The organism is Bradyrhizobium genomosp. III, from assembly GCF_000261705.1.
In the GTDB taxonomy this organism is placed as follows: domain Bacteria; phylum Pseudomonadota; class Alphaproteobacteria; order Rhizobiales; family Xanthobacteraceae; genus Bradyrhizobium; species Bradyrhizobium ottawaense.
On sequence record NZ_AJQF01000099.1, the window covers coordinates 1 to 25,341 of the forward strand.

The window sequence follows — 25,341 nt, forward strand, 5'->3', positions numbered from 1 at the left end:
GTGAAGCGCGACCGATGAGCACGATCGATACCGGCCTGACGCTGCTCCGAAGCGCCGCCGGCCGCGTCTCCGCCGTCAACGGCTGGATGGGCAACGCGTTCAAGGGGTGGATGCCGACCGGCCTCTACGCCCGCGCGCTGCTCATCATGATTGTGCCGATGGTGGTGCTGCAATCGGTCGTGGCCTTCGTGTTCATGGAGCGGCACTGGAATACGGTGACGCGCCGGCTGTCGGCCGCCGTGGTGCAGGACATCGCCGCGCTGATCGACGTCTACAAGGGGTATCCGCAAGACCGGGATCGCGAGCAGATCCGCCGCATCGCCCAGCAGCGCCTCGGCCTCGTCGTCGATTTCCTGCCCGCCGGCGACATGCCGCCGCCGGGACCAAAGCCGTTCTTCTCGCTGCTCGACCAGACGCTGTCGGTGCAGCTCGGCCGCCAGATCGGGCGCTCGTTCTGGATTGACACGGTCGGCCGCTCCAATCTCGTCGAGATCCGCATCCAGCTCGACGATGCCGTGATGCGCGTGTTCGCGCAGCGCAGCGCCGCCTATGCCTCCAACTCGGAGATATTCCTGTTCTGGATGGTCGGCACCTCCTCGATTTTGCTGATCGTGGCCGTGCTGTTCCTGCGCAACCAGATCAAGCCGATCCTGCGTCTTGCCGACGCCGCCGAAAGCTTCGGCAAGGGCCGCGAAGCGCCGAACTTCCGCCCCAGGGGCGCGCGCGAGGTGCGGCGCGCGGCGGTCGCCTTCCTCGAGATGAAGTCGCGCATCGAGCGCACCATGGAGCAGCGCACCGCGATGCTCGCCGGCGTCAGCCACGATCTGCGCACCATCCTGACCCGCTTCAAGCTGGAGCTGGCGCTGATCGGCGACAGCCCCGAGCTCGAGGGCATGCGCAAGGACGTCGACGAAATGTCGATGATGCTGGAGGATTACCTCGCCTTCGCCCGCGGCGATTCCGGCGAGCAGTCGCAGCCGACCGACATGGCGCAGGCGCTCGAGGAGCTGCGCGGCGACGCCGAGCGCCACGGTCACACCGCGACCGTCGCCTTCCACGGCCTGCCCGTCGTGACGGTGAAGCCGGCCTCGTTCAAACGCTGCCTCGCCAATCTCGTCACCAACGCGGCGCGCTACGGCAAGGCCATCGCCATCACCGGCCAGCGCGATCACCGTTATTTGACCGTGACGATCGACGACGACGGCCCCGGCATTCCCGCGCATTTGCGCGAAGAAGTGTTCAAGCCGTTCCTGCGGCTCGACAACGCCCGCAACCAGGATGAAGGCGGCACGGGCCTTGGCCTTGCCATCGCCCGCGACATCGCCCGCTCGCATGGCGGCGACATCACCCTCGGCGACAGTCCGATGGGGGGATTGCGGGCCAGCGTGCGGATACCGGTGTAGCTGCAGCCTCACCTCTCCCCGTAAGAACGGGGCGAGGGAGCGCCCGGTTTCGGGGCAACGCTTACCTACTTCGGCAGCAGCGCCTTCAGCTTATCCATGTCGCGCACGTTCATCTTGAAGCCGCCGGGCATCACGATGTCGCCGGGCTTCTGGTCCGGTTTGCAGGCCCCAAGCCATTTGGCTTGCAGCGTCATGGTGGTATCGCGTCCCGCAGCGCCGGCGACACCGCCTTGTGCGTGCGAGGAGGTCTTCACCGTATAGGCCGAGTTGAAATCGCCCGTGATCTCGGCATGCGAGGTCGTGCTGACGCCGGCGACGCTGCACTCGGAATCGCTGACATAGCCGGTCGCGGTCTTCTTGATCTCCTGCTTGGCGCAGATCTGCTTGGCCATCGGGGAGACGTTGTTGCTCATCTCCTTGTCGACGGTCTCGTCGGTGCAGTGCTGCATGGTCATCTCGGGCACGGGCGAGCCGCTCGTGACCAGCTTCATCTCCCAAAGACCGGCCTTGCGCACCGGCAGGTCGTCGGCAAAGGCACCGCCTGCCGAAACCACGAGGCAAAGGGCCGAGCCGAGCAAAGCGAGTTTGCGCGTCATGTGAAAAGGCTCCCGGCTGAGAGAGTGCGGCGTTACGACAGCGCCTCAGTAGAGCGTGCGGATCGGCTGGTCGGCGGCGCCATACGGCACCCAGCGGCAGGAGAACGAGATGTAACCGCCCTCATAGGCCTGCACCGCCAGGAATTTCACGACCTTGCCGTAGCGCGCGCAGTGGTCGACCGCGGCCTGCCGGGCGTCGACCTGGGTGGCCATCGAATAGGCGATGATGCCGCCGGTGTCGTTGCCCTTGAATGGCGGCACATAATCGGCGCGCGCCGACTGGCTCGCCATCATGCCCGAGACAACCAGGCTGGCGAGAAGACCCGCGGCCGCAATGATTCGCATTCCCGTCACTCCAATTGGCTGGTCGCCAGTTTACGGTGCCGGAAGGAAAGTGGAAAGAACCCAAGCCCTGCCAACCACGAAGTTGTGGTCAACTCCTGGCGAAGTGTTGCCGCGCTGCACTTGACCTCCCCCGGCCTTCGCGGCACCGTCCAACCTTCGCAAGACCTTAGCTGTCCGGATTGACCATGCGCGCCCCCCTCCTGAAATTGCTCCGCTATGCCGCTGTGCTCGGCCTCATGTTCGGAGCGATGTCGCTCGGTGAGGCCAGGGCCGCCAATCCGCTGGAGCTGAACTTCTGGCTGAGCGGACCGCGCTATGACGGCGCCGTCGCCGATTGCGACAGGGCGCTACCGACCATCGCTACCCAGTTCTGGGAAAAGGAAAGCACGTTCTGGAATTCCTCGTTGAGGATCACCGGCTTCTCCGCCGTTCGCGAGACCGCATTCCGGCCCTGGCAGTCCGACAACATTCCGCGCCGCTATTGCACCGGCGAGGCCATGCTCAATGACGGCAAGGTGCGCAAGGTGCACTTCTCGATCATCGAGGATGGCGGCTTCGCCGGCTATGGCAACGGCGTCGAATGGTGCGTGGTCGGGCTCGACCGCAACTGGGCCTACAATCCGGCCTGCCGCGCCGCCAAGCCCTGATCAGGAAGCCCTGATTAGGAAGCCCTGATTGGTCGCTCGAGGCGCCGAACGGCGGCCGCCGGAATTTTGTTCTTGAAATGTTCCCATCGCCTGCTAGGCTTCCTCGCACAGTCTAGTTGAGGGGCGTCGCCATGTTTCATTCCAGATTGCATTTGTTTTCCCGTCTCGTGATCTCCCTGACCCTTGCCGCCGGACTGGCCTTGCTCGCCGGCAGCGCAAGCGCCCAGGACAAGCGGCAGAACGCGCCCGGCGAATTCGACTTCTATGTGCTGTCGCTATCGTGGTCGCCCTCGTTCTGCGAGGAGGCGGCCGAGCGTGGCGGCCGCTCGCAGATCCAGTGCAGCGGTCGGCCCTACGCCTTCGTGGTGCATGGGCTGTGGCCGCAATATGAGAACGGCTTCCCGGAATATTGCCAGCGGCCCGCACCGCGGCTGAACCGCAGCATCGTCTCCTCGATGCTCGATTTGATGCCGGCGCCGGGCCTGATCTTCAACGAATGGGACAAGCACGGCACCTGCTCGGGCCTCGAGGGCCGCAGTTATTTCGAGACGATCCGCAAGGCGCGCGCTGCGATCAAGATCCCGACCGAATATCTCGATTTGCCGCAGGCCAAGTCCGTGGCGCCGGCGGAGGTCGAGGAAGCCTTCATCAAGGCCAATCCGGGACTGAGCAATGCCGCCGTCTCGGTCACCTGCAACCGGACGCGGCTGTCCGAGGTCCGTATCTGCCTCAGCAAGGACCTGCAATTCCGCGCTTGCGACGAGATCGAACGCCGCACCTGCCGCCGCGATCAGGTGACCATGCCGCCGATCAGGGGCGGATAGGCCGACTTCTCAGACCGTCATTCCGGGGCCGCGAAGCGCGAAGAATCCATTGTCCCGCATAGCCGGTGGCGAAATGAATTCCGGGCTCGGTGCTGCGCACCGCCCCGGAGAATGACGGCAGTTACTTTCATCGCGCGATGTCGTAACTCTCCGCCATGAATTACAGTCACGCCTTCCACGCCGGCAACTTCGCCGATGTCATCAAGCACATCGTGCTGGCGCGCATCATCACCTATCTGCAGGACAAGCCGGGGGCGTTCCGCGTCATCGACACCCATGCCGGCGCCGGCCTCTACGATCTCGACAGCGACGAGGCGCGCCGGGGCGGCGAATGGCTGACCGGCATCGCGCGGCTGATGCAGGCACGCCTGTCGAACGAGACCCTGGCGCTGGTACAACCCTATCTCGATATCGTCCGCGCCTTCAATCCGAAGGGTGAGCTCAAAGCCTATCCGGGCTCGCCGTTGATTGCGCGCGGCCTGCTCCGGCCGCAAGACCGACTCGTCGCCTGCGAGCTCGAGCCGAAGGCGCGGAAAGCGCTGATCGCCGTGCTGCGCCGCGACGAACAGGCGCGCGTGGTCGACCTCGACGGCTGGGTGGCGCTGCCGGCCTTCGTGCCGCCGAAGGAGCGGCGCGGCCTCGTGCTGATCGATCCGCCCTTCGAGGCCAAGGACGAGTTCGAGCGGCTGGGCGAAGCCTTCTCCACCGCCTTCGCGAAATGGCCGACCGGCATCTATGTCATTTGGTATCCCGCCAAGAACCGGCGTGCCACCGACACACTGGTCCAAACGGTGGCGCGGCTCGCAGCTGCAGCAAAGCCGCCGGGAAATTGTCTGCGCCTCGAGTTCAGCGTCGCGCCTCAGCTCGATGGCGGGGCTCTCGCCTCCACCGGGCTCCTGATCGTCAATCCGCCCTACACGCTGCGGGGCGAGCTCAAGACGATCCTGCCCGAGCTGGAAATGCCGCTCGGCCAAGGTGGTGCTGCCAGATTCCGATTGGAGGTGCCCAAGCCCTAGAGCCAAGAAGCCGTAACACTCCGGCATTCTTGGGAAAAATATGCAGGAGCGGTAGTCAATCTGCAGAGAACCGTATTATGCTGTTTCCGTGACTGGCTTTACGTTCCGCTTCCGCGAATGGTTGCGGCGGAGTGAAGGCCTAAGAAAGATCCGGCCGGACCGCCAGCGGTCCGCCCAAGGATGGCCAGCTCCCGGGCTCCGTAGTGCCCGGTCATGTCGTGACGTGAGTCTGCGTCGCGGCGGAGGAGCAATGAGGGGGAGTTTCCCGATGGCCATGACGGGAACGGTCAAGTTTTTCAACGGCGAACGCGGCTACGGTTTCATCAAGCCTGACGACGGCGGCCGCGACGTATTCGTACATATTACTGCTGTGGAGCGAGCCGGACTGAAGGACCTTGCGGAAGGACAGCGTATTACTTTCGAAGTCGAACCCGACAAGAAGGGGAAGGGACCGAAGGCGGTCAATCTGGTCATCCTGTCCTAGCGGGCCTGACGCACAACATTCGGCGCAATACTTGGCGCAAAAAATACCTGGCGCAAAAAATTCCCGGCCGCGAGCGGCCGGGAGGTTGTGGTCCGGTATTTTCTTCTTCAGCTATCAGAAACGATAGTTCACGCCTGCGCGCACAACGCTGGCGCTATAGCCGTTTGACACCCCTGTAATTGCGAACTGTGTCGTCGACAGATCGATGTAGAGATATTCCAGCTTGGCGCTCCAGTTGGGGGCCAGACCGACTTCCGCACCGGCGCCGATGGTCCAGCCGGCGGTGGTGTGCGATTCCGTCCAGCCGAAGGTCTGCGCACGCAGCTCGCCGAAGGCGAGGCCGGCGGTGCCATAGAACAGCACGTTGCTGAAGGCATAGCCGGCGCGGCCGCGCAGGGTGCCGAACCACGGATTGGAGAATTTCCACGGTGCGAAGGTGTCGTCGGCACCGGCGGCCTGGATGTCGCCCTCGACGCCGAACACAAACGGGCCATTCTGGAAGTTGTAACCGGCTTGCACGCCGCCGACGAAGCCCGACGGCTTCGAGGGGTTGTTGTCCACCGAGCCCCATTCATAGCCGATGTTGCCGCCGAGATAGGGGCCTGCCCAGCTATACGCGTTGAGCGGCTGGTTGACGGTATAGGGCGCGCGCTGACCGTAATTCATGTCGGCGGCCTCCGCCGAAGCTGTCCAGCCGGCGGCAACCAACGCGGCTGCGCCCACAACGAGCCTCTTCATCACACACTCCAACGCAACTGCCGTCACCGGTGCGGCGCCCGCGCCGCCGCGCCAGGCAAACCGCATCGTTACGGAACCACGACCTTTTCGGGTAAGATTTATCGAGAGTTTTAAGTTAAAGGGCTGTTAAGCCGGGTTACCGCGCTGTTAACAGGCTTAAGCAAGCGTTACCGGGAACTGCGCCGCCATCCTGTGCGTGCCGCACGGCCGGAACTTCAAATCGGCACCCCCAGCGCCTAAATTCGCTCCATGGTTCACGATTCCACCGACAATCCGGACGACCGCGCGCCCAAACCCGTGCTTGGCACCGCGCCGGACGTCCCAGCCGAGACGCCTCCGGATCTCGATCCCGCCACCAGCGGCGGCGATGACGAGGACGATGCGCGGCTGCCCGATATCCTGGAAGAGAGCGGCGCCGTCGGCGAAGGCCCGCTGGCGTCCGGCCATGAGGCGATCGAGCGCGCGGTCCGGCTCGCCCCGACCTCGCCCGGCGTCTATCGCATGCTCAATGCGAATGCCGACGTGCTCTATGTCGGCAAGGCCAAGAACGTCAAAAAGCGCCTCTCCAACTATGCGCGCCAGAATGCGCCACAGCCGGCCCGCATCCTGCGCATGATCGCGGCCACGGTCACCGTGGAGATCGTCTCGACCAACACCGAGACCGAGGCGTTGCTGCTGGAAGCCAACCTCATCAAGCAGCTGCGGCCGCGCTTCAACGTGCAGCTGCGCGACGACAAATCGTTTCCCTACATCCTGATCACCGGTGACCATTGGGCGCCGCAGATCCTGAAACATCGCGGCGCGCAGAGCCGGCCCGGGCGCTATTTCGGTCCGTTCGCCTCCGCCGGCGCGGTCAACCGCACCATCACGGCGCTGCAGCGCGCCTTCCTGATCCGCTCCTGCACGGATTCCTTCTTCGAGAGCCGCAGCCGGCCCTGCCTGCTCTACCAGATCCGCCGCTGCGCCGGCCCCTGCACCCGCGAGATCGACTTTCCCGGCTATACGACCCTGGTGCGCGAGGCGAGCGACTTCCTGTCCGGCAAGAGCCATGCGGTGAAGCAGGAGCTTGCGGGCGAGATGGAGAAGGCGTCCGGTGAGCTCGAGTTCGAGCGCGCCGCACTCTACCGCGACCGCCTCGCCGCTTTATCGGCGATCCAGTCGCAGCAGGGCATCAATCCGCGCACCGTCGAGGAAGCCGACGTGTTCGCCATCCATCAGGAGGGCGGCTTCTCCTGCGTCGAGGTGTTCTTCTTCCGCACCGGCCAGAACTGGGGCAACCGGGCCTATTTTCCGCGCGCGGAGAAGACGTACACCCCCGAAGAGGTGCTCGGCTCCTTCCTCGCCCAGTTCTACGACGACAAGCCGCCGCCGAGGAACATCCTGCTCTCGCACGAGATCGAGGAGAGCGAGCTGCTCGCCAATGCGCTCTCGATCAAGGCCGGCCACAAGATCGAGGTCACCGCGCCCAAGCGCGGCGAGAAGAAGGAACTCGTCGCCCACGCGCTGACCAATGCGCGCGAGGCCCTCGGCCGCAAGCTCGCGGACACCGCCACGCAAAGCCGCCTGCTCGACGCCATCGCCACGACGCTGAGCCTGCCGCATTCGCCCAAGCGCATCGAGGTCTACGACAACAGCCACATCCAGGGCACCAATGCGGTCGGCGCCATGATCGTCGCCGGCCCCGACGGTTTCGTGAAGAACCAGTACCGCAAGTTCAACATCAAGTCGGAAGGGATCACGCCGGGCGACGACTTCGCCATGATGCGCGAGGTGCTGGAGCGGCGCTTCAAGCGCCTGATCAATCCGCCCGAGGAAGGGGCGGCCAAAGCCAAGGACGACGATTTCCCGCAATGGCCCGATCTCGTCATCATCGACGGCGGCCGCGGCCAGCTCAACGCCGTGCGCGAGATCTTTGCAAATCTCGGCCTGACCCAGGTGTCGCTGATGTCGGTCGCCAAGGGACCGGACCGGGATGCCGGCCGCGAGACCCTGTTCATGCCGGAGCGTGAGGCGATCAAGCTGGAGCCGCGCGATCCCGTGCTCTATTTCATCCAGCGGCTGCGCGACGAGGCCCACCGCTTCGTCATCGGCTCTCACCGCAAGCTGCGCAAGAAGGATATCCGCGAGGCTGGTTTGCAGGAAATTCCGGGCATCGGCCCGTCACGCAAACGTGCCTTGCTGCATCATTTCGGAACCCTGAAGGAGATCGAACGGGCCTCGATCGCCGATCTCGGCAAGGTTCCGGGGGTCAGTGCCGAGAGCGCGCGCAGGATTTTCGAGTATTTCCATCCCCAGCCGGGATGAATTAAAGGGGGACCGCAGTCATATGATCGTCGTGTCCGCACCTCATTTGGGGCGCGGGACGGTTGACGTTCAGGCAGCAGCGGTATTGGTAGGACGGATGAACATCGCCACCACACGAGGGACGACCAGCCGCGCGATGTCCCTCCCCAACATCCTGACCTATGGCCGGATCGCCGCGATCCCGGTTGTCGTCGGATGCATCTATGCGCAGTCGATTCTGGATCAGCCGCTCTGGCTGCGCTGGGTGGCGGTGGCCCTCTTCATCGCGGCCGCGGTCACCGATTACCTCGACGGCTATTACGCGCGAATCTGGAATCAGCAATCGGCGTTCGGCCGGATGCTCGACCCGATCGCCGACAAGCTGCTGGTCGCCTCGTGCCTGCTGATGCTGGCCGCCGACGGCATCATCCATGGCTGGTCGTTGTGGGCCGCCATCGTCATCCTGTGCCGCGAGATCCTGGTCTCGGGCCTGCGCGAATACCTCGCCGCGCTCAGGGTCAGCGTGCCCGTGACCAAGCTTGCGAAGTGGAAGACCACGGTCCAGCTGGTCGCCATCGGCTTCCTGCTCGCGGGACCCGCCGGCGACGAGGTGGTGCCCGTCGTCTCGATGATTGGCCTCGCGCTGCTGTGGGCCTCGGCGATCGTGACTATCTACACCGGCTACGATTATTTCCGCGCCGGCATCCATCACCTCATCAAGGAGGACGAGGGATGAAGGTGAAATATTTCGCCTGGGTGCGCGAGCGCGTCGGCAAGGCGGAGGAGACCATCGAGCCGCCGGCGACCGTGCGCACCGTCGAGGAGCTGATCGCCTGGCTGTCCGGCCAGAGCGAGGCCTATGCCTACGCATTCGAGAAGCCGAAGGTGATCCGCACCGCGATCGACCATGCCCATGTCAAATCGGATGCCGCGATCGCGGGCGCCCGCGAGATCGCGTTCTTCCCGCCGATGACCGGCGGCTAGGCCATGACTTCCCCTGTCGCCAGCTGCCCCGTCACCATCCGTATTCAAGAAGACGATTTCGACATCGCGCGCGAGATCGCGGTCCTGACCAAGAGCCGGACCGACATCGGCGCGGTCGTGAGCTTCTCCGGCATCTGCCGCGCGGACGATGACAGCGCCAAGGTCGCCGCGCTCACGCTCGAGCACTATCCTGGCATGGCCGAGGAAGAGATCAGGCGTCATGCCGACGAGGCGACCTCGCGCTGGCCGCTGAACGGCGTCACCGTGATCCATCGCGTCGGCCGCTTCATGCCGGGCCAGAACATCGTGCTGGTGCTGACCGCCTCGCAGCACCGCCAGGCCGCATTCCATGCCGCCGAGTTCCTGATGGACTACCTCAAGACCAGTGCCCCGTTCTGGAAGAAGGAAGAGAGCGAAGCCGGCACCGGCTGGGTCGAGGCCCACGCCCGTGACGACGAGGCCGCCGCGCGCTGGACCCGATCCTGATGGCAAAAGCATCCAAAAAGACCGTCGGCGGCCGCGCCGCGCCCAAGCTCGCCAAAGTCGGCCCGGGCGAACTTCTCACGCTGCTCGATTTCGTCCGCTACGGGGTGAGCCGCTTTGTCGAAGCCGAGCTCGCCTTTGCGCACGGGACGACCGATCCGATTGCCGAAGCAGCCTTCCTGGTGAGCGAAGCGCTGCATCTCAATCCCGAGCAGTTCGAGATTTTTGCCAACGCACGGGTCACGGCGGCGGAGGGCAAGACCATCCTCGACCTCGTCCATCAACGCGTCACCACGCGCAAGCCGGCCGCCTATCTCGTCAACAAGATCTACATGCGCGGCCTGCCCTTCTATGTCGACGAGCGCGTCATCGTTCCACGCTCCTTCATCGGCGAGCTCCTCGAGTCGCATTTCGGCGGCGAAGGCAATGCTGGAGCGCTGATCGACGACCCTACGGGCGTCGAGCGCGTGCTCGATCTCTGCACGGGATCGGGATGCCTCGCCATCCTCGCCGCGCATCATTTCCCGAACGCCGCCGTCGATGCCGTCGACATCTCCAAGGGCGCGTTCGAGGTCGCCACGCGCAATGTCGGCGAATACGGGCTCGAGGACCGGATCAGCCTGTATCGCGGCGATCTGTTCGCCCCGCTCGGCGATGCGCGTTACGACCTGATCATCACCAACCCGCCCTATGTCGACGCAGAAGGCATGGCCGCACTGCCGCCTGAGTGCCGGGCCGAACCCAAGCTCGCGTTCGACGGCGGCGCCGATGGCCTCGACGTGGTCCGCCGCATCCTGGCTGAGGCGCCCGATCACCTCACCCCGGACGGCGGACTGATCTGCGAGATCGGCCGCGGCCGGGAATTGGTCGACGAGGCCTTTCCGGAACTGCCGCTGCTCTGGCTCGACACCGAGGACTCCGAGGGCGAGGTGTTCTGGATCGCGGCCGCCGATCTCGCCTGATTCACCAAACGGACGGAGCTCCGTCGGAACAAGTCAAATTCCGCCACGTTCATCCCCCGAACGAATTTTCTCGCTCTCGGAGGATGTCCGCATGCTCGCGCCATCGGGCGAATTGCTGCGCGCCGGCATGGCGCTGAAACTCAACCACCTCAAGCGCGCCGCGCAATCCTATTTGCGTGACCGCACCAGCCAGGCCACCGGGCGCGCGACGTCCTACGCGGTCGCGGCCGGTCTGTTCGCGGTCGCCGGGCTGTTCGTGATCGCGACCTTCTTCGTCGGCCTGATCGCCCTCTACCGCTGGGTTGCAATCACCTACGGACAGTTCTGGGGCTTTGGTGCCGTCGCCGCCGTGCTGCTGGTGCTCGCCGCGGTTTGCGCCGGCGTCGCCATGGCGATGATGAAGCGGCCGACCAAGCAGATCGTACCGCTCGCCAGCCGGATGCGCGTTGCGATCGCCTCCCCTCGGATTCCGCGCGGAACGGTCAAGCAGGCGGTGAAGGAGGTCGCGACGACGATTCCCCTGGTGCCGCTCGCGCCGGGCGAGCGCGGCCATGGCAGAAGGGCCTCACCCGTTCGCACCAACCGGCCCGTGCAACTTGGCCTGATGCTCGCGGCGATTGGGCTGGCGGGGTTTACGGCGGCGCGCCGCAGACGTCACGGTCAAAGATTGGACGCTTGAATGCTGCTGCGACGCTCCGAACAGCTCGACTCCTGGCTGCTGGTGGCAGCGACGGCCGTCTTCGTGCTGACGGCGGAGCGCTACTTTCAGGACAGGGACCTGGTCCCATCGGGGCCGCCGCAAGACCATCGCAAAGGCGAGGCGAATTCTCCGGAGACGCACCCCGCGCGCGCGGCCGTGCAGCCCGGCCATGGCCGCCGCGCCAAGAGCCCGCTTGAGATCCCCTGGAAGGGCTGGAAGGATATCTTCTGGCGGACCTATCAGCGCATCGACGAGGATCGCCTTCTGGCGACAGCGGGCGGCGTCGTGTTCTTTGGGCTGCTCGCGATCTTTCCGGCGGTTACGGCGCTGGTTTCCTCCTACGGCCTGTTCGCCGATCCTAAGACGATCAGCGCCAATCTGCAGACGCTCGCGACGATGCTCCCTGAGGGCTCGTTCCAGATCGTCGAGGAGCAGGTGGCGCGCGTGGTCTCACATGGCAGTACCACGCTCGGTGCGACGTTCCTGTTCGGCCTTGTGCTGGCGATCTGGAGCGCCAATGCGGGCGTCAAGGCGATCTTCGATGCACTCAACGTCGCTTATGAGGAGCGCGAGAAGCGCAGCTTCATCAAGCTTAACATGGTGTCTCTGGCCTTCACGGTCGGTGGCATCGTGGCGCTGCTGGTGATGGTGGGGCTTGTCGTTGCCTTCCCGCTGGCGCTCAATCATCTCGGCATGGCGCCCGAAAGCAAGCTGATCGTGGCGCTGGCACGATGGCCGCTCATGTTCCTCGTCCTGCTGGTGGCGCTTGCCATCCTCTACCGCTTCGCGCCCAGCCGCGATGCGCCGCGCTGGCAATGGCTCAGCCTCGGCGCGGTGATTGCCGCCATTCTCTGGATTGCCGGCTCGGCGCTGCTCTCCTGGTACCTCTCCGAGTTTGCCAACTACAATGCGACCTACGGCTCCCTCGGCGCCGCAATCGGCCTGATGACCTGGATGTGGATGTCGGCGATCGTCATCATGTTCGGCGCCGAGCTGAATTCGGAGATCGAACGGCAGACGCTGAAGGACACGACCGAAGGGCCATCCAAGCCGCTCGGCACCCGCGACGCCGTCTCGGCCGACACGGTCGGAGCCGCCGCGCCAGCCTGACCGCGCCCGGGAACGGGCTGCTATCCCCTCGAATCAACAATGATGCTAAGCTCATACGGCCTAGGGGGAGCATGAGGCGTGACGGGTTCGCACAGTGACCCGTGTTTTCCCGGGTGAGGCAGTCAGCTCTTTGAGGCGTAACGCGCGGCATGATTCGCATTTCGACGATCTTCATCGCCATCTGCATGGTACTGGTCGCGGCCTCGCTCGGGCTTGTGCTCTACGCCGTCGCCGGCATCAGCGGAACCGAATCCGCCATCGTGGCCCTGACCGCGCTGACCTTCCTGATCCTCTACAACGCGGTGTCGATGCGGCTGCGCGACCGCAGCGACGTCGGCGGCCAGATCGCCGATTTGTCGCGCGGCACCGCCGATCTGGCCCGCCAGGTGGCGGAGTTCGGCCGCCGGTTAGCCGCGATCGAGGGACGCATCGCCTCGTCCAATTCGACCAACTCCGACCGCATCCAGTCGGTGGTCGGCGAGATCAACGAGCTCGGCGGATTGGTCAGGCAGCTCGCCACCACCGTATCGACCCATGAGGATCTGTTGGCCGGCCATGCGCCAGCGCCGGCTCCCGTTCCCGCTCCGATCGCCAGGCTTGAGCCGGAGGCGCCGATCGACCTGATTGCGCCGTTCGAGGAGCGGCCGGCGGCCCCTCCCCCGTTGCCCGCACCGCCGTCACGACCGGCACCGGCGATCCAGAGCCAGGCCGCCAATCCGGTTCCGGCAGTCACCGGGCGCAACCAGACCCAGCTGCTGGCGACGCTGCGCAACGCTATCGATGAAAACCGCATCGACATCTTCCTGCAGCCGATGGTCACGCTGCCGCAACGCAAGGTGCGATTCTACGAGGCGGTGACGCGCCTGCGTGACGAGCGCGACCAGCTGATCGCCGCGGAGGAGTTCATCAGCATCGCGGAAGCGTCCGGGCTGATCGGCCGCATCGACAACATGGTGATGCTGCGCTGTGTGCAGGTGCTGCGGCGCCTGATGGTGCGCAACAAGGACGTCGGCGTGTTCTGCAACGTCGCGGCCTCCACGCTCGGCAATTCCACCACCTTCGCGCAATGCCTCGACTTCCTCGAAGCCAACCGGGCGCTGGCGCCCGCGCTGGTGCTGGAGTTCAAGCAATCGACCTTCCGCAGTCTCGGCCCGGCCGAGACCGAGAATCTCGCGGCGCTCGCTCAGCGCGGCTTCCGTTTCTCGATCGACCATGTCACCGATTTGCGCATCGAGCCGCGCGAGCTGGCCGACCGCGGGGTGCGCTTCATCAAGGTGCCGGCCACGCTGCTGCTCGACCCCAGGCAGGCCTCGGCCTCGGACATCCATCCCTCCGACCTCTCCGACCTGCTCGGCCGCTTCGGCATCGACCTGATCGCGGAGCGGATCGAAGGCGAGCGCGCGGTCGTGGACCTGCTCGACTATGACGTGCGGTTCGGCCAGGGGTTCCTGTTCGCGCCGCCCCGGCCATTGCGGCCTGAGGGGGCATCTGCTACCGGCGGGGCCTCGCCGAACCAGGCGCAGGACATTCAGGGATCCAATGGCTCCGCTCCCCCCAGCCAAGATACGAAATCTGGCGCGACACCTGGCGCAACGTCAGCCGCTCCTCCGGCGCAACGCATCACCGGCAACGCGGCGCTCGCGCGCCGCATCTGATCGGCGCTGCGCATCATGACCACGCTGCATTTCGCCGAAAGCCTGCGCGAGCTCGTGGGCGGTGTCGATGTCGTGCTCAGCGACATCTGGGGCGTGGTCCATAACGGCCTCGAATCCTTCCCCGAGGCCTGCGAGGCGCTGCACACTTATCGCAGCCGCGGGGGTACGGTGATCCTGATCACCAACGCACCGCGCCCGGCCGATAGCGTGCAGCGGCAATTGCGCAAGCTCGGCGTCGCCGACGAGACCTATGACGCGATCGTCTCTTCGGGCGACCTGACCCGGCTCTATGTCGCCGAGCATCCCGGCCGCAAGATGTTCTGGCTCGGCCCCGAGCGCGACAACTCGATCTATCGCGGCCTCGATGCGAAAACCGCGCCGCTGGAGGAAGCCGACTACATCGTCTGCACCGGCCTCTATGACGACGAGACCGAAACGGCGGAAGACTATCGCGGCATGATGCTGAAGGCGCGCGAGCGCAAGCTGACGCTGGTCTGCGCCAACCCCGACATCGTGGTGGAACGCGGCGACCGGCTGATCTATTGCGCCGGCGCCATCGCGGAGCTCTATCGCGAGCTCGGCGGCGAGGTGATCTTCTACGGCAAGCCGCACCGACCGATCTACGAGCGCGCGATGGCACTCGCCGGCGAACGCCAGGGCCATCCGATCGACCGGAAAAAAGTGCTGGCGATCGGCGATTCCGTCCGCACCGACTTAACCGGCGCGCGCGAATTCGGCATCGACTGCCTGTTCGTGACCCGCGGCATCCATGCCGAGGAGTTCGAGGGTCTCGACCAGCTCGACCCGGCATCGGTGATGGAATTGTTCGGCCACCCGCCGAAGGCGCTGATGCGCGAATTGAAGTGGTGACGGCTGGGCGTGAACTGACGCCGGCTTAGACTAATTGCTTAGCTCTCAACACCGTCATGGCCGGGCTTGACCCGGCCATCCACGACTTGCTTCTAGCGTCCAAGAACGTAGATGCCCGGGACAAGCCCGGGCATGACGATCTCTTTTGAAAGCTGTGTTTGGATCAGGCGGCGCTTTACGCGCTCGCCATGTCCGGGAAGACCGCCTCGATCTTGGTCTTCAGCGTCGCCGCGTTGAACGGCTTGACGATGTAGTTGTTCACGCCGGCCTTCTTGGCTGCGATCACGTTCTCGGTCTTGGATTCCGCGGTGATCATGATGAAGGGCGTGGTGGCGAGGTTCGGATCCGCGCGCACTTCGCGCAGCAGGTCGTAACCCGTCATCGGCTCCATGTTCCAGTCGGAGATCACGAGCCCGTATTTCTTGCCGCGCATCTTGTTCAGTGCTGCCGAACCGTCGCTGGCATCATCGATGTTCTCGAAGCCAAGCTGCTTCAGCAGATTCCTGATGATACGGATCATGGTGCTGTAGTCATCCACCACCAGAACCGGCATCGACAAATCAACCGCCATCTCGACTCCCCCAACACAAACGCAGGAATATTACGATCGGACCTGCCCAAGCCGGAGCCCGGCAGTTCCACGCTCAAGGACTAGCACCAAGGCGTTAAACAGCGCGTTAATTGGGGACGCCTCCCAAGAACTGAAATCGCGTTCGATGCGGCCGCCCCCTCCCGCTTGACTTCATCCGGCCGCTGGCGCCACGGTCCCGGCCGGTCCTGCCGGTTTGAGAATTCCCCTGATGGCTCCGCATTTTACCATTATCCGCGACACCACGCCGGTCTCCGCTATTCCAAGGGGTGCCGTGGTTGCCATGGGCAATTTCGACGGGGTTCATCTCGGCCACCGCGCCGTGATCGCCGCAGCCCTGGAAATGGGCCGGGCGCAGGGCCGCCCTGCGCTGGCATTGACCTTCGAGCCGCATCCGCGGCGTTTTTTCAGCCCCAACACCCCTCAATTCCGTCTGACGGACGAGCGGGCCAAGTTGCGGCTTCTGGCCGGCACCGGGCTTGCCGGCGCCGTGGTCATGACCTTCGACAAGGCCCGTGCCGGAACCAGCGCGCAAGACTTCATTCACCATGACCTGATCGGGCGGCTCGGCGTCAGCGGGATCGCGGTCGGCTATGACTTCCATTTCGGCAAAGGCCGCGTCGGCTCGCCGAGCCTTCTGGTCAACGAAGCGCCCCGGCTCGGCATCGAGGTCGACGTGCAGCCCCATGTCGATATCGACGAGCGGCCGGTGTCCTCCAGCGCGATCCGGATCGCACTCGCCGAAGGCCAGCTGGACGAGGCCACCACCATGCTGAGCGCACCCTGGTTCGTCACTGGCGAGGTGATCCACGGCGAGAAGCGCGGCCGCGATCTCGGCTACCCCACCGCCAACATCCGCCTCGACGCCAATTGCGGATTGAAGCACGGCATCTATGCGGTGCGCGTCGGCCGCGGGCCTGAGCGGCTGGACGGGGTGGCGAGCTTCGGCCGCCGCCCGACCTTTGATAATGGCGCTCCCCTCCTCGAGATCTTCCTGTTCGACTTCAAGGGCGACCTCTACGGGCAGGCTCTGGACTGCGCCTTCGTCGGCTTCATTCGCGAGGAGCTGAAATTCGACAGTCTGGAGGCCTTGATCCGGCAGATGGACGACGATTCCGCCCGTGCCCGCGCCATCCTGGCGGCCGCCCCGGACGCGTTTCCGCGGCTCGGCACCATCGATTGAGCCCGAACCCGGCTTCCCCGAACCTTTGCGCTTCCCTTGGCCCCCTGCTATGGAGAGCCCATGTTTGCGCGGCGCATCATAGGGATTAGCGGCCCGGCTTCCGCCTGAGCCTGAGGGCTCGGCGCAAGACCGGGATTTTGTCGTTTCACCCCGCGATTCCGCATCGCCATCCGTTCCCGCGCCCTTCCGAGCCAGTCAGCCTCATGTCCGAAAAGCCGCAAAAGTCCCCAAAGTCTGAAGCCAAAGACTATTCGAAGACCCTGTTCCTGCCGCAGACCGAATTCCCGATGCGCGCCGGCCTGCCGCAGCGCGAGCCGGAGATCCTCAAGCGTTGGTACGAGATCGGCCTCTACGAGAGACTGCGCGAGAGCGCGAAGGGCCGCGCCAAGTTCGTGCTGCATGACGGCCCGCCCTATGCCAACGGCAACATCCATATCGGCACGGCGCTGAACAAGATCCTCAAGGATCTCGTCACCAAGAGCCAGCAGATGCTCGGCTTCGATTCCAACTACGTGCCAGGCTGGGACTGCCACGGCCTGCCGATCGAATGGAAGGTCGAGGAAGAGCACTATCGCAAGAAGGGCAAGCAGAAGCCCGATTTCCGCGACTCCACCGCGATGATCGACTTCCGCAAGGAGTGCCGCGCCTACGCCACGCATTGGCTCGGCGTGCAACGCGAGGAGTTCAAGCGCCTCGGCGTCATCGGCGATTGGGATCATCCCTACGCCACCATGAGCTATCCGGCCGAAGCCCAGATCGCGCGCGAGCTGATGAAGTTCGCCGCCAACGGCACGCTCTATCGCGGCTCCAAGCCGGTGATGTGGAGCGTGGTCGAGAAGACCGCATTGGCCGAAGCCGAGGTCGAGTACGAGGACCACACCTCCGATACGGTGTGGGTGAAATTCCCCATCACGTCGCCCGCGCACGGTGCGCTCGCTACCGCAAGCGTCGTGATCTGGACCACGACGCCGTGGACGCTGCCGGGCAACCGCGCCATCTCGTTCTCGCCGAAGATCGCCTACGGCCTGTACAAGGTGACGGATGCGCCCGCCGACAATTGGACCAAGACGGGCGACCTCCTGATCCTCGCCGATGCGCTCGCTGAAGAGGTCTTCAAGCAGGCGCGCGTGACGGCTTTCGAGAAGGTCCGTGACGTCCCCGGCGACACCATGGACGCGATCGAATGCGCCCATCCGCTGAAGGGCCTTGCCGGCGGCTACGACTTCATCGTGCCGCTATTGCCCGGCGACCACGTCACCGACGACACCGGCACCGGCTTCGTGCACACCGCGCCTGGCCATGGTCGCGAGGACTTCGATGCCTGGATGGCGCAGGCGCGCGATCTCGATGCACGCGGCATCACCACGGCAATCCCCTATACCGTCGACGAGAACGGCGCCTACACCGATCATGCGCCGGGCTTTGCCGGCAAGCGTGTCATCAACGACAAGGGCGAGAAGGGCGACGCCAACGAGGCCGTGATCAAGGCGCTCGTCGAAAGAGGCATGCTGCTGGCGCGCGGCCGGCTCAAGCACCAATATCCGCACTCCTGGCGCTCCAAGAAGCCGGTGATCTTCCGCAATACGCCGCAATGGTTCATCGCGATGGACAAGGACGTTGCGGCGAGCGGCAAGGCGAAGAGCGGCGACACGCTGCGGGCCCGCGCGCTGCACGCGATCTCGGTGACGCAATGGGTGCCGCCTTCAGGCGAAAACCGCATCAACGGCATGATCGAGGCGCGGCCCGATTGGGTGATCTCGCGCCAGCGCGCCTGGGGCGTGCCGATCGCCGTGTTCGTGCGCGAGAAGGGCGACGGCTCCGCCGAGATCCTCCAGGACGAGGCCGTCAATACCCGTATCGGCGATGCCTTCGAGCAGGAAGGCGCCGATGCCTGGTACGCGAAAGGCGCGCGCGAGCGCTTCCTGGGCGCGCGTGCCAATGAAGACTGGCAGAAGGTCGACGACATTCTCGACGTCTGGTTCGATTCCGGCTCGACGCACGCCTTCGTGCTCGAAGACCCCGTGCAGTTTCCCGGGCTCGCCGGCATCAAGCGCAAGGTCGACGGCGGCACCGACACGGTGATGTATCTGGAAGGCTCGGACCAGCATCGCGGCTGGTTCCACTCCTCGCTGCTGGAGAGCTGCGGCACGCGCGGTCGGGCTCCTTACGACATCGTGCTGACCCACGGCTTCACCCAGGCCGAGGACGGCCGCAAGATGTCGAAGTCACTCGGCAACACCATCGAGCCGCAGGCCGTCATCAAGGAATCCGGCGCCGACATCTTGAGGCTCTGGGTCGCGTCTTGCGACTACACCGACGACCAGCGCATCGGTCCCGAGATCCTGAAGAACACGGTCGAGACCTACCGCAAGCTGCGCAACACCGTGCGCTGGATGCTCGGCACGCTGCATCATTACAAGCCGACTGAGGCGGTCGCGCCCGCCGAGATGCCCGAGCTCGAACGGCTGATGCTGCACGAGCTCGCGATCCGCGCCGCCGCCATCGGCAAGGCCTATCAGGAGTTCGACTTCAAGTCGGTGGTCGCGATCTTGTCCGCTTTCCTGAACAGCGAACTCTCGGCGTTCTATTTCGACATCCGCAAGGACACGCTTTATTGCGATCCGCCGTCGTCGCCGACGCGCAAGGCGGCGCTGACGACGATCGACCTGTTGTGCGCCTCGGTCCTGAAATGGCTGGCGCCGATCCTAAGCTTCACCGCGGAGGAAGGCTGGCGCATGTATCGCCCCAACGCCGAACCGTCGGTGCATCTGACCCAGTTCCCGAACGATCTCGAAGCCTTGCGCGACGACAAGCTCGCCGCGAAATGGGAAGCGATCCGTAACGTCCGCCGTGTCGTCACGGGCGCGCTCGAGCTCGAACGCGCCGCCAAGAACATCGGCTCGTCGCTGGAAGCCTCGCCGGTGATTTATGTCGCCGACCGGGACATGCTGATGACGCTGTTCGACGTCGACCTGGCCGAAATCTGCATCACCTCGAACTACGAGGTGCGTGAGGGCGAGGCTCCCGCCGATGCATTCCGGCTCGATGCCGTGCCCGGTGTCGCGGTCGTGGTGGAGAAGGCGGTCGGCACCAAATGCGCCCGCTCCTGGAAGATCTCCCCGACGGTCGGCGAAGACGCTGAATACCCCGACGTCACCCCGCGCGACGCACAAGCACTGCGCGAGTGGAAGGCGTTGGGCGTGAGCGTCTGATCGGCCCCCCATGACCCCGCTCCGCGCCGGCATCCTCGCGGCCCTGGTCACGCTTGTGGCCGACCAGGCCTCGAAGCTCTGGCTGCTGAACGGGTTCGACCTCGCCCGTCGCGGCGTGGTGAAGGTGACGCCGTTCTTCGACCTGGTGCTGGCCTGGAATATCGGCATCAGCTTTGGCTGGCTCCAGAACGACAGCCAGGCCGCGCAGCTCGCGCTGATGGCCGTCAAGGCCATCGCCGTGGTCGCGCTGGCGATCTGGATGGCCCGCTCGCACACCCGGCTTGCCACGGTCGCGCTGGGGCTGATCATCGGCGGCGCCATCGGCAACGGCATCGACCGCCTCGCCTATGGCGCGGTGGTCGATTTCGCCCTGCTCCACATCGAGATCGGCGGAAATACCTATAATTGGTATGTGTTTAACCTCGCCGACGTGGCCATCGTTGCTGGGGTGGCGGGGCTATTGTATGATTCCTTCCTGGGGGTACCCGCCGCAAAAGCGCCCTGATCCCGGTCGATACGGACCGGCAGGTGGAACCCGGCCTTTGCGAGGGTTTGCCGCGTGCGAGCGGCGATCTGACACAATATGGAACAGGTACAGTAATGCGCAGCTCGAAGACCAGCTTTTCGATGGTTCGAGACCCCCGATCGGGGCATTGGCAGGCGTTGAAATTGTCCGCCGTCGCGCTCTGCATCGGTCTCGTCATGTCGGTCGGCGCAGCGCGTGCCGGTGATGACGACGATGATGATGACGGGATGACCTTCGAAGAGAAGATCATCGACAATCTGATGTCCGGCATCGGCGCCAAGAGCATGGAAAAGCCCGGCATCGAATACCGCGAGCGCTCGCCGCTGGTGGTGCCGCCCAAGCTCGACCTGCCGCCTCCCGCGACCCAGGCCAAGGCCGCTCCGAACTGGCCCAAGGACCCCGAGGAGAAGCGCCGCAAGGAAGCCATCGCCGCGCGCAAGAAGGCAACCAAGGAAACGGAAAACTGGCAGGCCGCCCGACAGCTGACGCCTGCCGAGATGAAGGCCGGCCAGGTCGCCGCAGCCCCCCGGACAAGCAATGACCCGATCCAGCCGGGCACCAACGGCAATCCGTCACTCAGCCCCGCCGAACTCGGCTTCTCCGGCGGCCTGTGGAATATGATGAAGGGCGGCAACGCCACCGAAGAAAAGAAATTCACCGAGGAGCCGCCGCGCCAGTCGCTGGTCGAGCCGCCGCCGGGCTATCAGACGCCGTCTCCGAACTACTCCTATGGCGCCGGACCGGACAAGTCGCGGCGGACCTATTTCGACATCATGTCCGGCAAGGACAAGGAACAATAGCGTTCCTGTTCCACAGACCCGAAACCCCGCGCCGGCGCTTCATGTACGCCGGCCGAGGCGCATAAATTGCTGATCAGTAACTTGCCTATGCGTTGGGTTCTCTGCTTCGTGACGCGAAGCCACAGCCGCACGGTGTAGCATGCCGTGCCGTCCGAGCCGGATATCCGGACCTCGGCCTTTCAAAAGGATCATAATGTCCTCTTACCGATCGGCTGCCTGCCTCCTTGCCGCTTTGCTTTCGACGAGCATCCTCTCGGCCGGCGCGGCCCTTGCCCAGACCACGGTAACATCGGCCCCGCCCGCCAGCTTCACGCTCAGCAACGGCATGCAGGTCGTGGTGATCCCCGACCACCGCACGCCCGTCGTCACCGAGATGATCTGGTACAAGGTCGGCTCGGCCGACGAGACGCCGGGCAAGTCCGGCCTCGCCCACTTCCTCGAGCACCTGATGTTCAAGGGCACCTCGAAGCATCCCGTTGGCGAATTCTCCCAGACCGTGCTTCGCGTCGGCGGCAACGAGAACGCCTCGACCTCGGTCGACTACACCAACTATTACCAGCGCGTGCCGAAAGAGCAGCTGCCGACCATGATGGAGTTCGAGGCCGACCGCATGACAGGCCTCATCCTCAAGGACGAGAACGTGCTGCCCGAGCGCGACGTCGTGCTCGAAGAGTACAACATGCGCGTCGCCAACAATCCGGACGCGCGGCTGAACGAGCAGATCATGGCCGCGCTCTATCTCAATCATCCCTACGGCCGTCCCGTGATCGGCTGGCATCAGGAGATCGAGAAGCTCGACCGCGAGGACGCACTCGCCTTCTACCGCCGCTTCTATGCGCCGAACAACGCGATCCTGGTGATCGCCGGCGACGTCGAGGCCGCCGACATACGCCCGCTGGTGGAGCGCAATTTCGGCTCCATCCCGGCGCAATCAACGATTCCGGCGCGGCGCGTCCGTCCGCAGGAGCCGGAGCCCGCCGCCCCGCGCACCGTCACTCTGGCCGACCCGCGCGTCGAGCAGCCGAGCATGCGGCGCTATTATCTGGTGCCCTCGGCAACCACGGCTGCGGCCGGTGAAAGCGCGGCCCTCGACGTGTTGGCGCAGCTGATGGGCAGCGGCAGCAATTCCTATCTCTACCGCGCCCTCGTCGTCGACAAGCCGCTCGCGGTCTCCGCCAACGCCAGCTATTCGAGCATCTCACTCGACCCGACCCAGTTCGCGATCTCGGCCTCACCGAAACCCGGCGTCAGCTTTGCCGAGGTCGAGCAGGCGGTCGACGGCGTCATCGCCAATGTCGCGCAGAACCCGATCCGCGCCGAGGATCTGGAGCGGGTCAAGACCCAGCTGATCGCGGAGGCGATCTACGCCCAGGACAACCAGGCGGTGCTGGCACGCTGGTATGGCGGCGCGCTGACCACGGGCCTGTCGATCGAGGACATCAGGAGCTGGCCCGACCGCATCCGCGCGGTCACCGCCGAGCAGGTCCGCGCCGTTGCGCAGAAATGGCTCGAGAAGAAGCGCTCGGTGACGGGCTATCTGATCAAGGACACTGCCGCCACCAAGCGCGAGGAGAAGCGTTCGTGACCTATCCCTTCCTTCGACGCGCTGCATTCTCCCTTGCCACCGGCGCTGCGCTCGCGCTCGCTGCGGTCTCGCCGTCACAGGCGGCTGCGAAGATCCAGCACCTGATCTCGCCGGGCGGTATCGAAGCCTGGTTCGTGCAGGACGCGACCGTGCCGCTGATCGCCATGGAATATTCCTTTGCCGGCGGCTCGGCGCAGGATCCCAAGGACAAGCCGGGCGTCGCCAACCTGGTCGGCGATCTGCTCGACGAAGGCTCCGGCGATCTCGACTCCAAGACCTTCCACGAGCGGCTCGACCGCCGCGCCATCGAGCTCTCCTTCAGCGCCACCCGCGACACCTTCCGCGGCAGCCTGCGCATGTTGCGCGACAACAAGGACGAGGCCTTCGACCTGCTCAGGAGCGCGTTGACCTCGCCGCATTTCGACACCGCCGATGTCGAACGCATCCGCTCGCAGGTCGTCTCGGGCCTGCGCCGCGAGACCACCAATCCGACCTCGCTGGCGAGCCGCAAGTTCCTGGAGGTCGCCTTCGGCGATCATCCCTATGGCCGGCAGACGAACGGCAACCTCGACAGCGTGCCGACCATCACGGTCCCCGACATGAAAGACTATGTCGGCCGCGTGCTTGCAAAGGATGGGCTGAAGATCGCTGTCGTCGGCGACGTCGATCCGGCGACCCTCGGCAAGCTGCTCGACCATACATTCGGCAGCCTGCCCGCCAAGGCCAACCTCACGCCGGTTCCGGACGTCGAGGCCGCAAAGCCGCCGCAGCGCGCCTTCGTCACGCTCGACGTGCCGCAGACCGTGATCACATTCGGTGGCCCAGGGGTGAAGCGCAGCGATCCGAACTTCATGGCGGCCTATGTCGTCAATCACATCCTCGGCGGCGGTGGCTTGTCCTCCAGGCTCTATCGCGAGGTCCGCGAGAAGCGAGGCCTGGCCTATTCGGTGTTCGAATCGCTGCTCTGGATGGAGCATTCGGCGGTGTTCATCGGCAATACCGGCACGCGCGCCGACCGCGCCGGCGACACCATCGACGCCATCGACAAGGAAGTGCGCCGGATCGCCGAGGAAGGCCCGACGCAGAAGGAGCTCGACGAGGCCAAGTCCTACCTCAAGGGCTCGCAGATGCTGGCGCTCGACACCTCCTCCAAGCTGGCGCAGGCGCTGCTGCAGTACCAGCAGGACAAGCTGCCGATCGACTATATCGAGAAGCGCAATGCCATCGTCGACGCCGTGACGCTGGACGACGCCAAGGCCGCCGCCAAGCGCCTTTGGGGCCAGGGTCTCCTGACCGTCGTCGTCGGCCGCGCCCCGCAGGCCGCGGCGCAGCCGTCCGCGGCTCCGGCGACGAAGTCGAACTGACGTCCCTCTCGGATGTCCTGAAATGGCCGGGCTCGCCCGGCCATTTGCGTTTCCACCAAGCACCATTGCCCAATGCAGACGTCCGCGATATGTCCGGACATCACGAATGGTGCCATCATGCTGCGGATATCCCGCGATCTCGTCATCGACGAGGACGACATCGAGATCGGCTTTGTCCGTGCTTCCGGCCCGGGCGGGCAGAACGTCAACAAGGTCGCGACCTCGGCGCAGCTGCGCTTCGACGCGCGCAAGCTGACCCTGCCGGAGGATGCGGCGATTCGGCTCGCCCGCCTCGCCGGTCAGCGCATGACCAAGGACGGCGTGATCGTGATCCAGGCGCAGCGCTTCCGTACCCAGGAGCGCAACCGCCAGGATGCCATCGACCGCCTCACGGAGATGCTGCGCGAAGCCATGGTGCGGCCAAAGCCGCGTCGGGCGACAAAGCCGACTTTTGGCTCAAAGCAGCGCCGGCTCGACGGCAAGAAGCGCCGCAGCGACGTCAAGGCCGGACGCGGCGGGCGCTTCGACGACTAATTAGCGCGGCAAAAAACTCCGGCCGCGAGGCGACCGGAGTTGTGCCGTCTTACGCGGCTGGACTAGTAACGCTTGGAAGGGGCTGCGCCGCCCGTCGCCGCATCGTCGGCCGTTCCCTTGTGCGCAGCGCTGCCTGTGGTGCCGACCGTACCCCTGGTGCCCTTGGTCGATTTCATGCCGGCCTTCTCGCCCGCCGCGCCCGGCTGAGCATTCATCTCCTCGTCGCCGTTGCCCATCGTGCCGCCTTGCATGGGTTTGCTCTGCACGGTGCCGCCCGGCTTGGCGGTGGGGGGCGCGCTTTGCGCGAGAACGGGCGTCGCAATGAGAGCCGACAGAGCGCATGCGATCATCGAGGTCTTGACCAACTTCATCCATTTCTCCTGGATTTTTTCGCGATGAATGGCCCGGCGGCTTTCGCGCCGCTCGTCTGTACCGGGCCATTGCATCG

Annotated in this window: 26 protein-coding genes; 21 read left to right on the top strand and 5 right to left on the bottom strand. The window is 65.0% G+C overall.

The genetic code is table 11. From position 1 onward, the window contains the following. Positions 1–14: 14 nt before the first annotated feature. Positions 15–1,403 (top strand): ATP-binding protein, encoded by a 1,389-nt coding sequence (locus tag IC66_RS0109570; protein WP_028140155.1) that lies wholly within the window; start codon positions 15–17, stop codon positions 1,401–1,403. A gap of 65 nt (positions 1,404–1,468) precedes the next feature. On the opposite strand, the gene IC66_RS0109575 is transcribed toward IC66_RS0109570, so the two are convergent. Beyond that, positions 1,469–1,999: a DUF3617 domain-containing protein gene (locus IC66_RS0109575; protein WP_028140154.1), complete on the bottom strand. Its 531-nt coding sequence runs from the start codon at positions 1,997–1,999 to the stop codon at positions 1,469–1,471. 45 nt (positions 2,000–2,044) lie between these two features. Further along, positions 2,045–2,344: a hypothetical protein gene (locus IC66_RS0109580; protein WP_038947472.1), complete on the bottom strand. Its 300-nt coding sequence runs from the start codon at positions 2,342–2,344 to the stop codon at positions 2,045–2,047. A 185-nt stretch (positions 2,345–2,529) separates the two neighbouring features. Here IC66_RS0109580 and IC66_RS0109585 point away from each other — a divergent pair, with 185 nt between their 5' ends. From IC66_RS0109585 to IC66_RS0109600, 4 genes are all read left to right on the top strand, one after another. Beyond that, entirely contained in the window at positions 2,530–2,991 is a 462-nt protein-coding gene (locus IC66_RS0109585; protein WP_028140152.1) for a hypothetical protein, read from the top strand. A 131-nt stretch (positions 2,992–3,122) separates the two neighbouring features. Next, positions 3,123–3,815 carry a ribonuclease T2 family protein gene (locus IC66_RS0109590; protein ID WP_028140151.1) on the top strand — a complete coding sequence of 231 codons (693 nt, stop codon included), beginning with the start codon at positions 3,123–3,125 and terminating at the stop codon, positions 3,813–3,815. 155 nt (positions 3,816–3,970) lie between these two features. Beyond that, positions 3,971–4,831 carry a 23S rRNA (adenine(2030)-N(6))-methyltransferase RlmJ gene (locus IC66_RS0109595; RefSeq protein ID WP_038947473.1) on the top strand — a complete coding sequence of 287 codons (861 nt, stop codon included), beginning with the start codon at positions 3,971–3,973 and terminating at the stop codon, positions 4,829–4,831. Between the two features lie 268 nt (positions 4,832–5,099). Continuing rightward, positions 5,100–5,315, top strand: coding sequence for a cold-shock protein (locus IC66_RS0109600; protein ID WP_008544396.1), 216 nt, complete (start codon positions 5,100–5,102; stop codon positions 5,313–5,315). Between the two features lie 114 nt (positions 5,316–5,429). Here the strand turns inward: IC66_RS0109600 and IC66_RS0109605 are convergent, their stop codons facing one another. Next, complete coding sequence (locus tag IC66_RS0109605) at positions 5,430–6,053, bottom strand: outer membrane protein (RefSeq protein ID WP_028140149.1); 624 nt, start codon at positions 6,051–6,053, stop codon at positions 5,430–5,432. A 249-nt stretch (positions 6,054–6,302) separates the two neighbouring features. On the opposite strand from IC66_RS0109605, the gene uvrC reads away from it, so the two are divergent. The 9 genes from uvrC (at position 6,303) to IC66_RS0109650 (ending at position 15,100) form a co-directional block, all read left to right on the top strand. Next, positions 6,303–8,357, top strand: coding sequence for an excinuclease ABC subunit UvrC (gene uvrC, locus IC66_RS0109610; protein WP_028140148.1), 2,055 nt, complete (start codon positions 6,303–6,305; stop codon positions 8,355–8,357). A 97-nt stretch (positions 8,358–8,454) separates the two neighbouring features. Beyond that, complete coding sequence (gene pgsA, locus IC66_RS0109615; RefSeq protein WP_018318354.1) at positions 8,455–9,072, top strand: CDP-diacylglycerol--glycerol-3-phosphate 3-phosphatidyltransferase; 618 nt, start codon at positions 8,455–8,457, stop codon at positions 9,070–9,072. After that, positions 9,069–9,320: a molybdopterin converting factor subunit 1 gene (gene moaD / locus IC66_RS0109620; protein ID WP_018318355.1), complete on the top strand. Its 252-nt coding sequence runs from the start codon at positions 9,069–9,071 to the stop codon at positions 9,318–9,320. Before pgsA ends, moaD begins: the two co-directional genes overlap by 4 nt. Before the next feature lie 3 nt (positions 9,321–9,323). After that, positions 9,324–9,806, top strand: coding sequence for a molybdenum cofactor biosynthesis protein MoaE (locus tag IC66_RS0109625; RefSeq protein WP_028140147.1), 483 nt, complete (start codon positions 9,324–9,326; stop codon positions 9,804–9,806). Further along, positions 9,806–10,765 carry a 50S ribosomal protein L3 N(5)-glutamine methyltransferase gene (gene prmB / locus IC66_RS0109630; protein WP_038947474.1) on the top strand — a complete coding sequence of 320 codons (960 nt, stop codon included), beginning with the start codon at positions 9,806–9,808 and terminating at the stop codon, positions 10,763–10,765. The genes IC66_RS0109625 and prmB overlap by 1 nt, the downstream gene beginning before the upstream one ends. Positions 10,766–10,856: 91 nt before the next feature. Then, positions 10,857–11,444: a hypothetical protein gene (locus IC66_RS0109635; RefSeq protein WP_028140145.1), complete on the top strand. Its 588-nt coding sequence runs from the start codon at positions 10,857–10,859 to the stop codon at positions 11,442–11,444. After that, positions 11,445–12,575, top strand: coding sequence for a YihY/virulence factor BrkB family protein (locus tag IC66_RS0109640; RefSeq protein WP_038947475.1), 1,131 nt, complete (start codon positions 11,445–11,447; stop codon positions 12,573–12,575). Between the two features lie 149 nt (positions 12,576–12,724). Further along, positions 12,725–14,230 carry an EAL domain-containing protein gene (locus tag IC66_RS0109645; RefSeq protein WP_038947476.1) on the top strand — a complete coding sequence of 502 codons (1,506 nt, stop codon included), beginning with the start codon at positions 12,725–12,727 and terminating at the stop codon, positions 14,228–14,230. A 15-nt stretch (positions 14,231–14,245) separates the two neighbouring features. Further along, positions 14,246–15,100 (top strand): TIGR01459 family HAD-type hydrolase, encoded by an 855-nt coding sequence (locus IC66_RS0109650; RefSeq protein WP_028140142.1) that lies wholly within the window; start codon positions 14,246–14,248, stop codon positions 15,098–15,100. A gap of 175 nt (positions 15,101–15,275) precedes the next feature. On the opposite strand, the gene IC66_RS0109660 is transcribed toward IC66_RS0109650, so the two are convergent. Further along, positions 15,276–15,671, bottom strand: a complete 396-nt coding sequence (locus IC66_RS0109660; protein WP_008567674.1) for a response regulator — start codon at positions 15,669–15,671, stop codon at positions 15,276–15,278. Between the two features lie 229 nt (positions 15,672–15,900). Between IC66_RS0109660 and IC66_RS0109665 the strand changes: the two genes are divergently transcribed. From IC66_RS0109665 to arfB, 7 genes are all read left to right on the top strand, one after another. Then, positions 15,901–16,872, top strand: a complete 972-nt coding sequence (locus tag IC66_RS0109665) for a bifunctional riboflavin kinase/FAD synthetase (RefSeq protein WP_028140141.1) — start codon at positions 15,901–15,903, stop codon at positions 16,870–16,872. A 203-nt stretch (positions 16,873–17,075) separates the two neighbouring features. After that, positions 17,076–20,084, top strand: coding sequence for an isoleucine--tRNA ligase (ileS, locus tag IC66_RS0109670; protein ID WP_038947478.1), 3,009 nt, complete (start codon positions 17,076–17,078; stop codon positions 20,082–20,084). A 10-nt stretch (positions 20,085–20,094) separates the two neighbouring features. Further along, entirely contained in the window at positions 20,095–20,589 is a 495-nt protein-coding gene (gene lspA, locus IC66_RS0109675; RefSeq protein WP_028140139.1) for a signal peptidase II, read from the top strand. Positions 20,590–20,684: 95 nt separating this feature from the next. Then, complete coding sequence (locus tag IC66_RS0109680) at positions 20,685–21,410, top strand: hypothetical protein (protein WP_038947479.1); 726 nt, start codon at positions 20,685–20,687, stop codon at positions 21,408–21,410. A 193-nt stretch (positions 21,411–21,603) separates the two neighbouring features. Further along, the gene (locus tag IC66_RS0109685) at positions 21,604–22,995 is read left to right on the top strand and encodes a M16 family metallopeptidase (RefSeq protein ID WP_038947480.1); all 1,392 of its coding nucleotides are present in this window, start codon (positions 21,604–21,606) and stop codon (positions 22,993–22,995) included. Next, entirely contained in the window at positions 22,992–24,359 is a 1,368-nt protein-coding gene (locus tag IC66_RS0109690) for a M16 family metallopeptidase (RefSeq protein WP_028140136.1), read from the top strand. Before IC66_RS0109685 ends, IC66_RS0109690 begins: the two co-directional genes overlap by 4 nt. A gap of 117 nt (positions 24,360–24,476) precedes the next feature. Continuing rightward, positions 24,477–24,893 carry an alternative ribosome rescue aminoacyl-tRNA hydrolase ArfB gene (arfB, locus tag IC66_RS0109695; RefSeq protein ID WP_028140135.1) on the top strand — a complete coding sequence of 139 codons (417 nt, stop codon included), beginning with the start codon at positions 24,477–24,479 and terminating at the stop codon, positions 24,891–24,893. Between the two features lie 62 nt (positions 24,894–24,955). On the opposite strand, the gene IC66_RS0109700 is transcribed toward arfB, so the two are convergent. After that, positions 24,956–25,264 (bottom strand): hypothetical protein, encoded by a 309-nt coding sequence (locus tag IC66_RS0109700; protein ID WP_038947481.1) that lies wholly within the window; start codon positions 25,262–25,264, stop codon positions 24,956–24,958. Positions 25,265–25,341: the final 77 nt, after the last annotated feature.

Coding starts and splice junctions, on each gene's coding strand:
- IC66_RS0109700 (WP_038947481.1), bottom strand. CDS start 25,264: ATGAAGTTGGTCAAGACCTCGATGATCGCATGCGCTCTGTCGGCTCTC.
- moaD (WP_018318355.1), top strand. CDS start 9,069: ATGAAGGTGAAATATTTCGCCTGGGTGCGCGAGCGCGTCGGCAAGGCG.
- IC66_RS0109660 (WP_008567674.1), bottom strand. CDS start 15,671: ATGGCGGTTGATTTGTCGATGCCGGTTCTGGTGGTGGATGACTACAGC.
- IC66_RS0109585 (WP_028140152.1), top strand. CDS start 2,530: ATGCGCGCCCCCCTCCTGAAATTGCTCCGCTATGCCGCTGTGCTCGGC.
- uvrC (WP_028140148.1), top strand. CDS start 6,303: ATGGTTCACGATTCCACCGACAATCCGGACGACCGCGCGCCCAAACCC.
- pgsA (WP_018318354.1), top strand. CDS start 8,455: ATGAACATCGCCACCACACGAGGGACGACCAGCCGCGCGATGTCCCTC.
- IC66_RS0109605 (WP_028140149.1), bottom strand. CDS start 6,053: ATGAAGAGGCTCGTTGTGGGCGCAGCCGCGTTGGTTGCCGCCGGCTGG.
- IC66_RS0109580 (WP_038947472.1), bottom strand. CDS start 2,344: ATGCGAATCATTGCGGCCGCGGGTCTTCTCGCCAGCCTGGTTGTCTCG.
- IC66_RS0109680 (WP_038947479.1), top strand. CDS start 20,685: ATGCGCAGCTCGAAGACCAGCTTTTCGATGGTTCGAGACCCCCGATCG.
- IC66_RS0109570 (WP_028140155.1), top strand. CDS start 15: ATGAGCACGATCGATACCGGCCTGACGCTGCTCCGAAGCGCCGCCGGC.
- IC66_RS0109575 (WP_028140154.1), bottom strand. CDS start 1,999: ATGACGCGCAAACTCGCTTTGCTCGGCTCGGCCCTTTGCCTCGTGGTT.
- IC66_RS0109600 (WP_008544396.1), top strand. CDS start 5,100: ATGGCCATGACGGGAACGGTCAAGTTTTTCAACGGCGAACGCGGCTAC.
- IC66_RS0109665 (WP_028140141.1), top strand. CDS start 15,901: ATGGCTCCGCATTTTACCATTATCCGCGACACCACGCCGGTCTCCGCT.
- IC66_RS0109590 (WP_028140151.1), top strand. CDS start 3,123: ATGTTTCATTCCAGATTGCATTTGTTTTCCCGTCTCGTGATCTCCCTG.
- IC66_RS0109640 (WP_038947475.1), top strand. CDS start 11,445: ATGCTGCTGCGACGCTCCGAACAGCTCGACTCCTGGCTGCTGGTGGCA.
- IC66_RS0109625 (WP_028140147.1), top strand. CDS start 9,324: ATGACTTCCCCTGTCGCCAGCTGCCCCGTCACCATCCGTATTCAAGAA.
- IC66_RS0109685 (WP_038947480.1), top strand. CDS start 21,604: ATGTCCTCTTACCGATCGGCTGCCTGCCTCCTTGCCGCTTTGCTTTCG.
- IC66_RS0109645 (WP_038947476.1), top strand. CDS start 12,725: ATGATTCGCATTTCGACGATCTTCATCGCCATCTGCATGGTACTGGTC.
- ileS (WP_038947478.1), top strand. CDS start 17,076: ATGTCCGAAAAGCCGCAAAAGTCCCCAAAGTCTGAAGCCAAAGACTAT.
- IC66_RS0109650 (WP_028140142.1), top strand. CDS start 14,246: ATGACCACGCTGCATTTCGCCGAAAGCCTGCGCGAGCTCGTGGGCGGT.
- lspA (WP_028140139.1), top strand. CDS start 20,095: ATGACCCCGCTCCGCGCCGGCATCCTCGCGGCCCTGGTCACGCTTGTG.
- arfB (WP_028140135.1), top strand. CDS start 24,477: ATGCTGCGGATATCCCGCGATCTCGTCATCGACGAGGACGACATCGAG.
- IC66_RS0109635 (WP_028140145.1), top strand. CDS start 10,857: ATGCTCGCGCCATCGGGCGAATTGCTGCGCGCCGGCATGGCGCTGAAA.
- prmB (WP_038947474.1), top strand. CDS start 9,806: ATGGCAAAAGCATCCAAAAAGACCGTCGGCGGCCGCGCCGCGCCCAAG.
- IC66_RS0109595 (WP_038947473.1), top strand. CDS start 3,971: ATGAATTACAGTCACGCCTTCCACGCCGGCAACTTCGCCGATGTCATC.